The organism is Flavobacterium sp. SM15, from assembly GCF_022012335.1.
Taxonomy (GTDB): domain Bacteria; phylum Bacteroidota; class Bacteroidia; order Flavobacteriales; family Flavobacteriaceae; genus Flavobacterium.
The window spans coordinates 17,265-31,833 of record NZ_JAKLTO010000010.1 but is presented as its reverse complement, the minus strand read 5'-3'; the positions used below and the strand labels follow the sequence as shown (position 1 = coordinate 31,833).

The following is a 14,569-nucleotide window of genomic DNA, read 5'->3' as shown; positions in this document are numbered from 1 at the left end:
AGACAAAAGGAATAGGTTCCTAGATAAAACTAAATTTATCTGCTAAAGATTAAGGGAAGAAATGCATCAGGTGTTTAATTGTGAGAACTAAACGGGTTCTTTCGATATTGCTTAGGTATTAATGAAATTTTAAAAGTATTTGGTGTTGATGCCCAAACGGTAGGAAGGGTAGAGACTTTCTATAATAAAAACTGACGATCACTTCAGAATGCGGAGTGTTAGAATATTAAAAATCCCTCAACGGAGGGATTTTTTGTTTAGGGTTTTTCACCATAGACCACTAGCGCACTGGAATCTATAATTACTTTTCCATCAGGATATTTTTGATTTACAAGAGCGTAAACTTCTTGTTTTATTTTTGCTTTTGTAGGTTCATCAGCACTGCTGAGGGCGGCAACAATTGGAGCGCCTATTTCGGTCATCATGTTCCAATAGGTGTCGGTGGTTTGGCTGTTCAATTTACCCATGACTTCTTTTTGTGAGACATTTTTTAAACCGGCTTGCGTAAATAAATTGGTCATGAAACCTTCGCCTGAACAACGAAACATTCCGGGTGCTCCCGGTATGGGAGCAGGAAGTACCATGTTTTTATTGATTGTTCCCATAATGGCAGTTACCCAGAAATTTTTTTCAGGGATATTCCAAACCGATGTTGCTATTTTTCCTCCGGGTTTAAGTACGCGTACCATTTCGTGGGCGGCAAGTTGCATATCGGGAAAGAACATGAAACCAAATCGGCAACTTATTGCATCAAAAGTGTTATCGGGAAAAGGAAGTTCACAAACATCACAAGCCACTGTTTCAATGTTTTTAATGCCTCTGTGTGTTGCATTTTCCCTAGCTATTTCAAGCATATCTTCTGCAAGATCGGTAATGATTACTTTTCCTTGGCCATTCATTCTGCTGGCTATAGTTAATCCAGGTTCACCGGTTCCGGCTGCGACATCCAAGACAATATCATTGTCTTTTAAATTAAGTAGTTTAATGATTTCTTCGCCCATCGGTTTTAAGAAATCCATGGTTAAATCGTCCCATTTTTTCCATCCGGGAGAAAACTTGTTCCAGGAAGCTTTTTGCTGTTCGCGAATTTGTTCGAGTTGCTGTTCCATTGTTTTAGAATTTTAATGGATTACTATTCAGTGAATTTGTAAAGCAACTAGTAGGTTTTAATTATTTGATTTGCAGTGAAATAAGTTGTAAAGTTACAGTAAAAATGAATAAGAAGATGTGCGTTTTCTGAAAATAAAAGCAGAATTTTTTCCTGTGAAATCATAAGTAAATGGAAGGTTTTCGAAATTCTTAAAAAGCTTACCTTTGTTTAAAATCAAGAATATGAACATTAATCCAAAAAATGGGGTAGATGAATTGCTTTTCGGAATGAAGCAAAACCACGTAGAACACCTTTTGGGAATACCCAATAAAAAGTTTAAAGACGAAGACCAGAATATTATTTATATGTACAACGAGCAGAAACTTCGCCTTACTTTTTATGAAGATGAAGCCTTTCGTTTAGGGTATATAGTTGTGTCGAATTCCGATGCGACTTTGTTTGATAAAAAACTTATTGGACGTTCTGTGAAGGAAGTGATTGAAGAACTTCCGGTAACTGTTTTTAAAACTTGGGAAACAGCAGATGAAGATGGAATTGAAACCGTGTTTAACGAAGACAACTGGCTAATTTTTATTTCAGAATTCGATACAATTACCAAAATAGAAGTTGGAGCTTTAATAGAAAACGATGAATTCGTCTGGAAGTTTAAGGGATAATTTTTTTTTAAAATCGGAAATAAAAAAGGCTCATGATTTCATGAGCCTTTTTCTATTTTGTATAAAATTTAGCTTATTGCTTTGGAGTTGCTGATGCAGCATTTTCGTTCATTTCCAGTTCGAAAACCAAGTCTGTGTTTGGTGGGATGATTCCTCCGGCACCTTTTTCACCATAACCTAGTTTTGAAGGAATAAAGATTAAAGCTCGGTCTCCTGAATTCATGTTTTCCAATCCTTCAAGAAAACCAGGGATTAAACCTGCTTTGTTGCCATAAGTGAAAGGGAATCCGGCATAACCACCTTGTTTAGCACGGTTAGCATCGTATTTTCCGTATAATTTTGCTACGTCTTCAAAGCTGGTGTCGAACAGTTTTCCATTTTCGAAATAACCTGCATATCCAATTTGTACTTGTGCACCCTCAACCGGTTTTTTATCGCTTCCTTTTTTAAGGATAACATATTGTAAACCGCTTGCTGTTTTGGTTGCAGTAGCTTTTAGTTTTTCAAATTCTGCTTTTTTAGCGTTAACCACAACGCTCATTTTTTCTTCAAGAGCTTTATCTTCTGCTTTTTTAGCAGCATAGTAATCGCTAAAGATTTTAGCAGCATCGAATTTCTTAGCTAATTTTCCTTTGCGGGTAATGGTGATTTTTACAATCTGATCGTCTTGTTCAATTTTGTTAACCACTTCCATTCCTTTGGTAACTTCACCAAAAACAGTGTGTTTTCCGTCTAACCAAGGAGTGTCTTTGTGAGTGATAAAAAATTGACTTCCATTAGTACCGGGGCCGGAATTCGCCATAGATAAAATTCCTCCTTTTGTGTGTTTTAATTCGGGAACAATTTCGTCTTTAAATTTATAGCCCGGTTCGCCAGCTCCGGTTCCAAGTGGATCTCCACCCTGAATCATGAAGTCTTTAATAACGCGGTGAAATTTCAATCCGTTATAGAAAGGTTTTCCTTTGTAAGCATCGCTAACCATAGTATTGGTGCCTTCTGCAAGGGAAACGAAATTTGCAACGGTGATAGGGGTTTTTTGAAATTCCAGTTTTAAGGAAATTGTTCCTTTATTGGTTTCAATGTCTGCAAAAATACCTTCGTTGGCAGCTGCAGTGTTTTTAGTTGTTTTCTTTGCTTCTGTTTTTGTTTTCTGAGCATAGCCGCTCATCATTCCCAAAAACAGTAAAATCATAATTTTGGTTTTCATGCTCGTTTAATATGTTCCTTACTTTGTTTGCTTGTTGCGGGATGTTCAGGATTTGTCCCTTTATTGTAAATTATTTTTTTGCTGATAATTCCATTTCGAAAATCAAATCGGTATTTGGCGGGATAACCCCTTGCGCTCCTCGTTCTCCATAGGCAAGATAAGACGGAATAAACAAAACTACTTTGTCGCCTACAGCCATTTTTTCAATTCCTTCAATAAAACCTGGTATTAAACCTTGCTTATTGCCGTAGGTAAATGGAAATGGCACATAACCACCTTGTCGGTCGCGATTGATATCGTATTTGCCGAAAGCCTTAGCAACTTCAGTGTAGTTTGTGTCGAACAAATCACCATTAGTGAAATAACCTGAATAACTGAAAAGTACTTCTGTTCCCACCACCGGTTTAGGATTGTTCGATTTTTTAATAAAAGCATATTTTAAACCGGATTCGGTTTTGGTTGCTTTTTGCTTAAGCACTTCGAATTCGGCTACTTTATCTTTTTTAACCTGAGCGTATTTTTCCTCAATCTTTTTTAATTCGATGGCTTCTTTCTCGTAATAGTTTTTGAAAACCTTAGCTGCATCAAACTGGTTGGCGTCTTTTCCTCTGCGAATAATGGTAACATGTACGATTTCGTCATTCATTTCGATACTGTTTACCACATCCATTCCTTCAACAACATGACCAAAAATGGTGTGCATTCCATCCAAGTGTGGAGTAGGATTATGTGTGATGAAAAACTGGCTTCCGTTTGTGTTTGGCCCCGCATTGGCCATAGATAAAATTCCTTCTTTGTTATGAGATAAAGATTCGTCAAACTCATCTTTAAATTTATAACCTGGGTTTCCGTTTCCGGTTCCCTCTGGATCACCACCCTGCACCATGAAATGATTGATTACACGGTGGAATTTCAGTCCGTCATAAAATGGTCTTCCTTTGTATTTAGCATTTACAAATGGATTTTTTCCTTCAGCAAGCGAAACAAAATTTGCAACGGTTACCGGCGTTTTTTTGTATTCCAGAGCAACTAATACATTGCCTTTTACGGTTTCGATATTTGCATACAATCCATCAGGAAGTTTGTCGTATTGTTTTTCACAGGAAGTGAAAGTAAGGTTTAATAAGATAAAAAGTAAAAGAAACTTTTTCATTGGGGAATTATTCTATTGGTTTTGGTTTTTCTTTACTAGGTTCAAAATGATTTAGGGTTACTGTACAGATAACAGGCTGATTGGTCCCGATGCGGTCGTTGTCTCCATGATAGCCATAAGCCATGTGTGACGGGAAAAGGAATGTGATTTTTTCTCCTTTTTTCATTAATTTGATTCCGTCTCTGAGTCCAATCATTATATTTTGTTTATCTACAACATAATTTTGCGTTTTCAGTTCATCGGCTGTATAGATAACCTTTCCGTTAATGTCGGTTACCTGATAATCAAAGTTAGCAATATCTCCTTTTTTCGGAGTATTAGTCTCGGTAGCACTTTTGAGGTCATAACGATACCAATAGCCTTTAGGAGAAGCAATATAATTTTGAGCCGTATCTTTTTTTATGATGTCTTTGATGAGCGTTTCTTCATTGACGATCAATTTTTTATTTCGCTCAATCGATTCCTTAATAAAGGTTCCCGATGTATGTGAAACCGGACGTCTTGCCTCTTGTTTTTGTGTACAACAGGCAAATAATATGCCAGAAAACATAACGCCGTACAGATGTATCTTTTTCATAAGTCAATTTTATTGTTTGTTAACACTTCTATGGAATAGCATTTTTAAGGGTTTATTTACCTTTGGTAAATGACTCTTTCATAATCAGTTGTTCTTTTCTTTGGCTAAAATAGCGATAAATTGATTAATGGTGTCTTCCATAGTTGCTAAAGATTTTCCTCCAGCAGCATTGATATGACCGCCTCCGTTAAAATGAGTGCGTGCAAACTGATTTACATCAAAAGCACCTTGCGAACGGAACGATATTTTGATGATGTTTTCTTCTTTGTTTTCGATAAAAATTGCAGTGAAGTCAAATCCTTTTAGAGATAATCCGTAGTTTACAATGCCTTCGGTATCGCCTTTCACATATCCAAACTGATCTAATTCGTCTTGGGTTAAGGTAATATAGGAAGTTTTGTATTCCGGCAGTAGTTTCATGTTCTGCAATGCTCTTCCCAACAATTGCAAACGATTGTAAGAGCTTGTGTCAAAAAGTAAGTTGTGGATTTTAGGATTGTCCACGCCTTTGTCTAACAAATCTGCAACAACTCTATGCGTTGTACTTGTGGTTAAAGGAAATCGGAAGGAACCCGAATCGGTTACAATTCCTGTGTAAATACAAGTGGCAATTGTTTTGTTGATTAGCTTTTCCCCTCCAAGTTGATGTATGAAATGATATACCATTTCACAGGTTGATCCCATTTTAGTATCCGAATACATAAATTTTGCATACGAATCCGGTAACTGATGATGGTCGATCATCACAAAAGTTGTTGAAACAGCCTCTAATGCTTTTTGCATTTGTTCTCCAACACGGTGCAAAGCGTTAAAATCTAAAGTGAAAATAATTTCCGATTGATTAAGTAGTGCGGTACAGTTTTGAATATCTTTTTCAAATATTTTTACTTTATCGGAATCGGGCAACCATGCTAAAAAATCCGGAAATTCGTTCGGTGAAATCACTACAACATCATGATTTTGTTGTAATAAAAAATTATAAAGAGCTAAAGTTGAGCCCATTGCGTCTCCGTCGGGATTGCGGTGTGGTACAATTGTAATTTTCTTTGGTGACGCTAAAAGAGTTTTAAGCGCTTCAAGTTCATTGGATGTCATCATGTTGCGAAAATACGTTTTTTGAATTAATAATCCACTTAATTTATTAGTTCATTAAATATTTGTGAGCAACGAAATATATTTTAAAAAAAATAGGGACAATGCCCTATTTTTACATGTTTTTTTATTGATTAAGCTTTAATTTTTTTAAAAAAGTATACCGCTTTAATATATCCCCATTCATTAGGATCAAGTTCTTTGATTACTATAAGGTCAGAGGTAGTAATTTTATCAACTTTTAATATTTCAGATGTAACTTCGTTAGTAATGGATAGTATGTTTTGATCTGTATACCATGAATATTTTCCTGAATAAACTTTGCAAATTTTTGAGGTTTTTTTGAAAACGTTTTGAATGCAAAGATTTTCGGAATTGAATTGTAAATGGGTTTGACCACATTCAAAATCATCGGGATCATTGTCTGATAAAGTTTCTACTGAAAAATTTCTAAGGTATAGGTCAATTTTAATTAACTTCCATTGTCCTAAAATTGGCTGTTCTGGCGATGATTCTATAGGGTAATTTAAAAATTCATTTTGATTTGTTGGTAATAATGCAAAGCGGCTGTCATCATTATCATTTGTTATTACGGGACTGCTTGAGTTGTTTGTTGTAATTTCATCGTCCGACGCGCATGAAATTGAGAGGATTAAAAATAGGGCATAGTAAATGAGTTTGGAAAGTTTTTTCATAATACTACGTTTTAAATTTACATAAAGGTACAAATTATATATTTGTTAATTTACTGATAATGAATTGGTTGTGTTTTTAACTTCTTTTAGTAGTATTGAAATTCAAATTAAATTAGATAATTAAAAATTTATTTTTTTTCCTTTTTAAGGATTTGCCTATTTTTGCACATGCAACACAACGTACTTATTTTAGATTTCGGTTCGCAATACACTCAGCTGATTGCACGCCGTGTTCGCGAATTAAACATATTCTGCGAAATTTTCCCTTACAACAATGTTCCATCTGATTTATCGAGCTATAAAGCGGTTATTCTTTCCGGAAGCCCTTTTTCAGTTCGAGGCGAAGATGCCCCACATCCTGATTTGTCGCAAATCCGTGGCAAAATGCCTTTATTGGCGGTTTGTTATGGAGCACAATATTTGGCACATTTCAGTGGTGGAGAAGTAGCGCCATCGAACATCCGTGAATACGGAAGAGCCAATCTTTCCTTTATTAAAGAGGATGAAATATTTTTCGACGATGTAAACATCAACAGTCAGGTTTGGATGAGTCATAGTGATACCATCAAGCAATTGCCTACAGGAGGTGTTCGTTTAGCATCGACAAAAGATGTTGAAAATGCCGCTTATCGTATTGAAGGTGAAACAACTTATGCTATTCAGTACCACCCGGAAGTGTATCATTCCGAAGACGGAAAACAGATGTTGGAGAACTTCTTGGTAAAAATTGCAGAAGTACCCCAAAACTTCACACCAAAATCTTTCGTTGATGAGATTGTAGCGGAAATGAAAGAGAAAATTCAAGATGATAAAGTAGTTTTAGGACTTTCCGGAGGTGTAGATTCAACAGTGGCAGCTGTTTTGTTGAACAAAGCTATCGGTAAAAATTTATATTGTATTTTCGTAAACAACGGCTTACTTCGTAAAAACGAATTCGAAAGTGTTCTGAACCAGTACAAGCACATGGGGCTTAATGTAAAAGGTGTTGATGCTTCGGAACGCTTTTTGTCGGAATTGGCAGGAGTAGACGATCCTGAGACCAAAAGAAAAATTATCGGGCGCGTGTTCATTGAAGTTTTTGATGATGAAGCGCATTTATTGGAAGATGTGAAATTCTTGGCCCAAGGAACCATTTATCCGGACGTAATCGAATCGGTTTCGGTAAAAGGGCCTTCTGCGACCATTAAATCACACCACAATGTAGGTGGTTTACCGGATTTTATGAAACTGAAAGTTGTGGAACCACTTCGTATGTTATTTAAAGATGAAGTACGCAGAGTAGGGAAAACATTAGGAATCGATGATGAATTGTTAGGACGTCATCCGTTCCCGGGACCAGGTTTGTCGATCCGTATTTTAGGAGACATCACTCCGGAGAAAGTAAGAATCCTTCAAGAGGTAGATTATATCTTCATTAACGGATTGAAAGAGCACGGTTTGTACGACAAAGTTTGGCAGGCTGGAGCAATTTTGTTGCCGGTAAATAGTGTTGGAGTTATGGGAGACGAGCGTACTTATGAAAAAGTAGTAGCGCTTCGTGCTGTAGAATCAACCGACGGTATGACTGCGGATTGGGTGCATTTGCCTTACGATTTCATGATGAAGATCTCCAATGAGATTATCAATAAGGTAAAAGGGGTGAACCGAGTGGTTTATGATATCAGTTCGAAACCGCCTGCAACCATTGAATGGGAATAAATTTTTACAAGAAAATAATGAATAAGTCGTTGCAATGGTTAAATTTGTAACGACTTGTTCGCTTAAAAAATACCATATGAAGCATTTTTTTATTGGATTATGTAGCACTTTATTAGTTTCGGTTTCGGCTTATTCGCAGGCGAAAAACTATAAGGAACATAAAGTAACTAAAGGGGAAACCGTGTATTCTATTGCAAAAAAATACAGTGTGGCACCCGAAGATATTTATCGTTTAAATCCTGATGCTAAAAATGGTGTCAATGAAAATGCTGTTGTTTTAGTTCCCTCCAATGTAGGACAGGCTGTTAAAAATAATCTTGCTACAACTGTTAAAGAAGCTCCAAAGCCTGCAGGAAAAGAAGTTAAAGTTTATCACGTGGTGGAACCAAAAGAAACGGTTTTCAGCATTGCCAGAAAATATGATGTTAGCGTTGAATCCATCAATAAAAATAATCCTGATCTGGCCAAAGACGGCCTGAAAAACGGAAGTACTATTATTGTTTTTACAAGCAAAAAAGTTGAAAAACCGGCTACTGTTGTAAAGAGCAATGTTGCATCGACTCCTAAATACCATATGGTGGAAGCTAAAGAAACTAAATTTGGTATCGCAAAAAAATATGGATTATCGGTTGAAGAACTGGAAACGTTAAACCCGGAAATAAAAGAAAATCTTGAAATTGGTCAAAACCTGCGCTTGAATAAAAATACTCCAGCGGCTGCAAAAATTCAAGCAGTTGTTTCAAAACCGGCAGTTCAATATATGGATTATCAGGTGCAGCCTAAAGAAACGCTGTACAGTTTGACTAAATCATCTGGCTTAAGTCAGGAGCAATTGTTGGCTGCCAACCCAGAATTGGCTAACGGAGTGAAAATTGGGATGACCATTAAAATGCCATCTACGTCAAAATTCAACCAAATCAATCCAAATAAGGTGCAATCTGATATTGTTAAAACTTTAAATAAACAAGAAGGAAAAGAATTGGTGTTGTTATTGCCGTTTCACCTTGATAAAATCGAATCAGATTCAACTAATACAGTTCAGGAGCGTTTAAAGAAAGACAAGTTTTTAAACATGACTCTTGATTTTTATGCCGGAGCTTTAATTGCTATCGATTCTGCTAAAACTTTAGGACTACCTTTAACAGTTAAGATTTTGGATTCTGAAGAGTCTAAAAATTCTTCTGCCGTGGCTTCCTTAATAACTAAAAATGATTTTTCTAAAACCGATGCCGTAATTGGGCCTTTTTTCCAAAACCACGTAGAAACTGCAGCGTCTTTATTGGAAAAATACAATACACCGGTTATTTCGCCTTTGTCTAATGAGCGCGGAAAGCCTTACTCGAATTTGTTTCAGGCAATGCCTAATTCTTTGGATGTTAAACGAAAAATGTTCGACTTTATGATCAGCAAAGGCGGAAACATCATTGCGATCATCGACCCTAAAAAGGGAAGTTCGAAACAGTTTATCACTGAAAATTATCCATCGGTAAAAATTGCGGAAATAAGTGCTGATAAAGGTGTTCCGACATTGGAAAATGTAAAAAGCTTAATGGATAAGACCAAGCTTAATTATGTGATTTTAGAATCTGAAAAAACAGGAATGGTTTTGAGTACGTGTAATATTCTTGTAACGGCTTCTTCGGAATACCAAGTACAGTTAGTGACTTTGGAGAAAAACGAAACCCTTGATTTTGAGGAAATTCCGTTAAGTAAACTGACGCGTCTGAAGTTGCTTTATCCTTCCGTTTCAAGAGACAACGAAACGCCTGAGGCTGAGATTTTTGCCAAGGTTTTCAAAAAGAAAAATAATATTTTTCCGAACCGTTTTGCAACCCGTGGATTTGATGTGACTTTCGACGTAATCCTGAGATTGTTCCAAGATGGAGGTTATAAAGAATCGGTAAATGAGAAGGCTTCCGAGCAGATTGAAAGCAAATTCAACTACGCTAATATTGATGGCGGATACTACAATAAAGGAGTTTATCTGTTGTTTTATGATCAGGATTTAACTTTAAAAGAAGCAAATTAATGGCAACTTCAAAAGTAACTTATTTAGGCGATTTGCGCACATCTTCCGTGCATTTGCAATCGGGAAATACTATAATTACAGATGCTCCAACAGATAACCATGGTAAAGGTGAAGCATTTTCTCCAACAGATTCTGTGGCTAATGCCTTAGCGACTTGCATGCTTACTGTTATGGGGATTAAAGCTAAAGATTTAGAAGTTGATTTTACTGGTTCAACTGCAGAAGTAACTAAAATCATGGGACCTGATCCAAGAAGAATTGTCGAAATCCATGTGAATTTTGATATGAATCTGGCCACCGATGAAAAAACGAAAACCGTTTTGGAACGTACTGCGTTAACTTGTCCGGTTTATTTTAGCTTACACCCGGAGATTAAAAAAGAAATCACGTTTAATTGGAAGTAAATTGAATTCGCAGCAAGAACTTTTAATAAAACTCGCCCATACCAAAATGCCCTTCGGAAAATACGAAGGGTATTTTCTTATTGACTTACCCGAACATTATATAGTTTGGTACCATAGTAAAGGTTTTCCAAAAGGACAATTAGGAGAACAGTTACAATTGGTTTATGAATTAAAACTCAATGGGCTCGAAGAACTCGTGCGAAACATCCGAAGAAACTTCCCAAAGCCATAATTCTTTAACGAATAATTGTCAAATTAGGTTTGTCAAGTTTCAATTTATAATCGTATTTTTGCCAAGTTTTTTTAAACAGCAACACAACAAATAACACAACACAATGAATCAGACGAAGTATATTTTTGTTACCGGAGGTGTGACCTCTTCTTTAGGAAAAGGAATTATCGCAGCTTCTTTAGCAAAATTATTGCAGGCAAGGGGGTACAGAACAACAATCCAAAAATTCGATCCGTACATTAACGTAGATCCGGGAACATTGAACCCATATGAACACGGAGAATGTTACGTAACCGACGACGGAGCTGAAACCGATTTGGATTTAGGACATTATGAGCGATTCTTGAATGTGCCGACCTCTCAGGCGAATAACGTAACCACTGGAAGAGTTTATCTTTCGGTTATTGAAAAAGAACGTCGCGGAGAATTTTTAGGAAAAACGGTTCAGGTTGTGCCACACATTACCAACGAAATCAAGGAGCGCATGCAGTTACTTGGAAAATCGGGTGATTATGACATTGTGATTACTGAGATTGGAGGAACTGTGGGTGACATCGAGTCGTTACCTTATATTGAATCGGTGCGTCAGTTGTTGTGGGAATTGGGAGATAATAACGGGATCGTGATTCACTTAACGCTTGTGCCTTATTTGGCTGCTGCTGGAGAATTGAAAACGAAACCTACGCAGCATTCTGTAAAAACCTTGATGGAAAGCGGAATTAAAGCGGATATTCTAGTTTGCAGAACCGAGCACGAATTATCACAGGATTTGCGTCAGAAATTGGCGTTGTTCTGTAATGTGAAGAAAGAAGCGGTTATTCAGTCAATTGATGCTTCTACTATTTACGATGTTCCGAATTTAATGTTGGAAGAAGGTCTTGATAAAGTTGCTTTGAAGCGTTTGGATTTACCGGAAAAAAATACTCCGGATTTAGCCAACTGGAACGAGTTCTTACACAAACTAAAAAACCCGAAACACGAAGTAAACATTGGATTGGTAGGGAAATATGTAGAATTACAGGATTCTTATAAATCTATTTTGGAAGCTTTCATTCACGCGGGTGCTGCCAATGAGACAAAAGTGAACGTAATCAGTATCCATTCTGAATATTTAGATGCCAAAACGGCAGAAAATCAGTTAAAAGGATTGGATGGCATATTAGTTGCTCCGGGATTCGGCGGTCGCGGAATTGAAGGTAAAATCGAAACCGTTCGTTATGCAAGAGAGAACAATGTTCCGTTCTTCGGAATTTGTTTAGGAATGCAAATGGCGGTAATTGAATATTCCCGTAATGTTTTAGGATATGCTGATGCTAATTCTACTGAGATGAACGAAAGTACACTGCATCCGGTGATCAGCATTATGGAAGAGCAGAAAAACATTACCGATAAAGGAGGAACGATGCGTTTAGGGGCTTGGAAATGTCATTTGAAAGACAATACGCTGGCTCATAAAATTTACGGGAAAACCGATATTTTAGAGCGTCACCGTCACCGTTATGAGTTCAATGGGGAGTATTTGGAAGCATTGGAGAATGCTGGATTGAAAGCTACAGGAATCAACCCTGATACAGGTTTGGTGGAAGTAGTGGAATTGGAGAATCATCCATTCTTTATTGGGGTGCAATACCATCCGGAGTATAAGAGTACGGTAGCCAACCCGCACCCGTTGTTCGTTAATTTTGTAGCGGCAGCGGTAAAAAATAAGGTTTGTTGCTAAACTGTAACAAATTGAAGTTGTGAAGACAAATTGAAATTATATAACAACTTACTGCTTAAAGCCTAATGCTTGAAGCAAAATAACAATGGAAGAAAAAAAATTAGACGGTAAAACCATTTTAGGATTTGTACTAATCACAGGATTAATGATTTGGATGATGTTCAACAACATTTCCGAAGAGAAAAAATCCATTAAGGAAGATGCTAAAAAAGCAACTACGGAAAAAGTTGAAAAAGCAAAACAGCAGGAAATTCAAAATGCGGTTGCTACAGCTACTTCGGATTCCACTAAAGCCAAAGCATTACAAGGTGTTTTGGGATCGTTTGCCTATTCTGCATCGCTGCCTTCTGCTAAAGATGCTGTGACTGAAATCAAAAATGAAGTTTTAACGTTGAAGATTGCAAACAAAGGAGGATATATCTCCGAAGCAATCGTAAATAATTTTGAGCAGTTTCACAAAGGTTCCAAGAAACCGATTGAGATCATCAAAAACAACAATGCCAACCTTAATATTCAATTCCAGACTAAAGACAACCGCGTTTTAAATACAAAGGATTTGTATTTTGAACCAACAGTTACTAAGGAAGGAGCCAATCAGGTTGTTGCGATGCGTTTAAAAGCAGGTGAAAATCAGTTTTTAGAGTACCGTTACGTGCTTAAGCCAAAGGAATATATGATGGACTTCTCTGTTCGTACTCAAGGATTGAGCAATGTAATTAATACTTCAAAACCACTTGATTTAGATTGGAATTTGAAAGCATACCGTAACGAGAAAAGCGTTAGCTATGAAAACCGTTATACAGATTTGCGTTACGAATACGAGTCTGGAAAAGACAACAGCTTAAGTGCAGCCAGTAAACTAGACGAAGAAACCGTTGAAGATTTAACTTATGTTGCTTTCAAACAGGATTTCTTTACTTCCATTTTATTAACGGAAACTCCAATTAAAGGAGCGCAGTTAAAATCAGAGAACTTAGTTCATGACGAAAAGGTGGATACTGTTTACACCAAAAACTTTGCTGCAAAATTGCCATTGGCTTTTAAAGGTGGCGAGCTGAACTACAATATGAACTGGTACTACGGGCCGGCAGATTATAAGATTTTAGACGGTTATAAAAAGAACTTAGACGAAGTTATGCCACTAGGTTGGGGGATTTTCGGTTGGATCAACCGTTATGTTTTCATCCCTGCTTACGGCGTGTTAAGCGGATTTATCCCTCACGGAATCGCAATCATCATCTTCACAATGTTAGTGCGTTTGGTAATGTCTCCGGTAACCTATAAATCGTATTTGTCTCAGGCAAAAATGAAAGTATTGCGTCCGGAAATTGCGGAAATCAATAACAAGTTTGCCAAAGATCCAATGAAGAAACAGCAGGCAACGATGAAGTTGTATTCGAAAGCGGGCGTGAACCCTATGGCAGGATGTTTACCGGCCTTTGCGCAAATCCCGATTTTCTATGCCTTGTTCCAGTTCTTCCCGTCTATGTTTGATTTACGTCAGAAGAGTTTCTTATGGGCAGATGATTTATCATCGTACGACTCGATTTTTAAATTACCGTTCCATGTTCCGTTTTACGGTGACCACGTGAGTTTGTTCCCGATTTTAGCATCGATTGCTATTTTCTTCTATATGAGAATGACCACAGGTGATCAGGCCATGAGTACGCCACCACAGGAAGGTATGCCGGATATGGGTAAAATCATGAAAGTGATGATTTATGTATCTCCGATCATGATGTTGTTTTTCTTTAATAACTATGCATCAGGATTGAGTTTGTACTATTTCATTTCGAATACCATTACTATTGGTATCATGTTGGTAATCAAGAATTACATTATCAACGAAAAGAAAATTCACGCTCAAATTCAGGAGAACAAAACTAAAGACAAGCCGCAAAGCAAGTTCCAAAGAAAAATGCAGGAAATGATGGAACAGGCCGAAGCACAAAAAAAGGCTAACCAGAAAAAATAATAATTTAAAATAAAAGAGCC

General features: G+C 37.0%; 13 protein-coding genes. 7 read left to right on the top strand and 6 right to left on the bottom strand.

Going from position 1 to position 14,569, the window contains the following annotated elements:
• Positions 1 to 257 precede the first annotated feature (257 nt).
• Entirely contained in the window at positions 258 to 1,109 is an 852-nt protein-coding gene (locus tag LZZ90_RS13475; protein ID WP_237791232.1) for a class I SAM-dependent methyltransferase, read from the bottom strand.
• A 223-nt stretch (positions 1,110 to 1,332) separates the two neighbouring features.
• Between LZZ90_RS13475 and LZZ90_RS13470 the strand changes: the two genes are divergently transcribed.
• Positions 1,333 to 1,767, top strand: a complete 435-nt coding sequence (locus LZZ90_RS13470; RefSeq protein ID WP_237791231.1) for a hypothetical protein — start codon at positions 1,333 to 1,335, stop codon at positions 1,765 to 1,767.
• Between the two features lie 73 nt (positions 1,768 to 1,840).
• Here LZZ90_RS13470 and LZZ90_RS13465 read toward each other — a convergent pair whose 3' ends face one another.
• From LZZ90_RS13465 to LZZ90_RS13445, 5 genes are all read right to left on the bottom strand, one after another.
• On the bottom strand, positions 1,841 to 2,974 hold the full coding sequence (locus LZZ90_RS13465; protein ID WP_237791230.1) for a peptidylprolyl isomerase: 1,134 nt from the start codon (positions 2,972 to 2,974) through the stop codon (positions 1,841 to 1,843).
• Positions 2,975 to 3,044: 70 nt separating this feature from the next.
• On the bottom strand, positions 3,045 to 4,127 hold the full coding sequence (locus LZZ90_RS13460) for a peptidylprolyl isomerase (protein WP_237791229.1): 1,083 nt from the start codon (positions 4,125 to 4,127) through the stop codon (positions 3,045 to 3,047).
• A 7-nt stretch (positions 4,128 to 4,134) separates the two neighbouring features.
• On the bottom strand, positions 4,135 to 4,704 hold the full coding sequence (gene gldI, locus LZZ90_RS13455) for a gliding motility-associated peptidyl-prolyl isomerase GldI (protein ID WP_237791228.1): 570 nt from the start codon (positions 4,702 to 4,704) through the stop codon (positions 4,135 to 4,137).
• Positions 4,705 to 4,788: 84 nt separating this feature from the next.
• Positions 4,789 to 5,802 (bottom strand): bifunctional oligoribonuclease/PAP phosphatase NrnA, encoded by a 1,014-nt coding sequence (locus tag LZZ90_RS13450; RefSeq protein WP_370640707.1) that lies wholly within the window; start codon positions 5,800 to 5,802, stop codon positions 4,789 to 4,791.
• A 128-nt stretch (positions 5,803 to 5,930) separates the two neighbouring features.
• On the bottom strand, positions 5,931 to 6,491 hold the full coding sequence (locus LZZ90_RS13445; RefSeq protein ID WP_237791227.1) for a hypothetical protein: 561 nt from the start codon (positions 6,489 to 6,491) through the stop codon (positions 5,931 to 5,933).
• 168 nt (positions 6,492 to 6,659) lie between these two features.
• On the opposite strand from LZZ90_RS13445, the gene guaA reads away from it, so the two are divergent.
• The 6 genes from guaA (at position 6,660) to yidC (ending at position 14,549) form a co-directional block, all read left to right on the top strand.
• Entirely contained in the window at positions 6,660 to 8,189 is a 1,530-nt protein-coding gene (gene guaA / locus LZZ90_RS13440) for a glutamine-hydrolyzing GMP synthase (RefSeq protein ID WP_237791226.1), read from the top strand.
• Between the two features lie 76 nt (positions 8,190 to 8,265).
• Positions 8,266 to 10,218: a LysM peptidoglycan-binding domain-containing protein gene (locus LZZ90_RS13435; protein ID WP_237791225.1), complete on the top strand. Its 1,953-nt coding sequence runs from the start codon at positions 8,266 to 8,268 to the stop codon at positions 10,216 to 10,218.
• Positions 10,218 to 10,622, top strand: a complete 405-nt coding sequence (locus tag LZZ90_RS13430) for an OsmC family protein (protein WP_237791224.1) — start codon at positions 10,218 to 10,220, stop codon at positions 10,620 to 10,622. Before LZZ90_RS13435 ends, LZZ90_RS13430 begins: the two co-directional genes overlap by 1 nt.
• A 1-nt stretch (position 10,623) precedes the next feature.
• Complete coding sequence (locus LZZ90_RS13425) at positions 10,624 to 10,854, top strand: DUF3820 family protein (protein ID WP_237791223.1); 231 nt, start codon at positions 10,624 to 10,626, stop codon at positions 10,852 to 10,854.
• Between the two features lie 103 nt (positions 10,855 to 10,957).
• Complete coding sequence (locus tag LZZ90_RS13420; protein WP_237791222.1) at positions 10,958 to 12,574, top strand: CTP synthase; 1,617 nt, start codon at positions 10,958 to 10,960, stop codon at positions 12,572 to 12,574.
• Positions 12,575 to 12,659: 85 nt separating this feature from the next.
• On the top strand, positions 12,660 to 14,549 hold the full coding sequence (yidC, locus tag LZZ90_RS13415; RefSeq protein WP_237791221.1) for a membrane protein insertase YidC: 1,890 nt from the start codon (positions 12,660 to 12,662) through the stop codon (positions 14,547 to 14,549).
• The last annotated feature ends 20 nt before the right edge of the window (positions 14,550 to 14,569 follow it).

Coding starts and splice junctions, on each gene's coding strand:
- LZZ90_RS13475 (WP_237791232.1), bottom strand. CDS start 1,109: ATGGAACAGCAACTCGAACAAATTCGCGAACAGCAAAAAGCTTCCTGG.
- LZZ90_RS13470 (WP_237791231.1), top strand. CDS start 1,333: ATGAACATTAATCCAAAAAATGGGGTAGATGAATTGCTTTTCGGAATG.
- LZZ90_RS13465 (WP_237791230.1), bottom strand. CDS start 2,974: ATGAAAACCAAAATTATGATTTTACTGTTTTTGGGAATGATGAGCGGC.
- LZZ90_RS13460 (WP_237791229.1), bottom strand. CDS start 4,127: ATGAAAAAGTTTCTTTTACTTTTTATCTTATTAAACCTTACTTTCACT.
- gldI (WP_237791228.1), bottom strand. CDS start 4,704: ATGAAAAAGATACATCTGTACGGCGTTATGTTTTCTGGCATATTATTT.
- LZZ90_RS13450 (WP_370640707.1), bottom strand. CDS start 5,802: ATGATGACATCCAATGAACTTGAAGCGCTTAAAACTCTTTTAGCGTCA.
- LZZ90_RS13445 (WP_237791227.1), bottom strand. CDS start 6,491: ATGAAAAAACTTTCCAAACTCATTTACTATGCCCTATTTTTAATCCTC.
- guaA (WP_237791226.1), top strand. CDS start 6,660: ATGCAACACAACGTACTTATTTTAGATTTCGGTTCGCAATACACTCAG.
- LZZ90_RS13435 (WP_237791225.1), top strand. CDS start 8,266: ATGAAGCATTTTTTTATTGGATTATGTAGCACTTTATTAGTTTCGGTT.
- LZZ90_RS13430 (WP_237791224.1), top strand. CDS start 10,218: ATGGCAACTTCAAAAGTAACTTATTTAGGCGATTTGCGCACATCTTCC.
- LZZ90_RS13420 (WP_237791222.1), top strand. CDS start 10,958: ATGAATCAGACGAAGTATATTTTTGTTACCGGAGGTGTGACCTCTTCT.
- yidC (WP_237791221.1), top strand. CDS start 12,660: ATGGAAGAAAAAAAATTAGACGGTAAAACCATTTTAGGATTTGTACTA.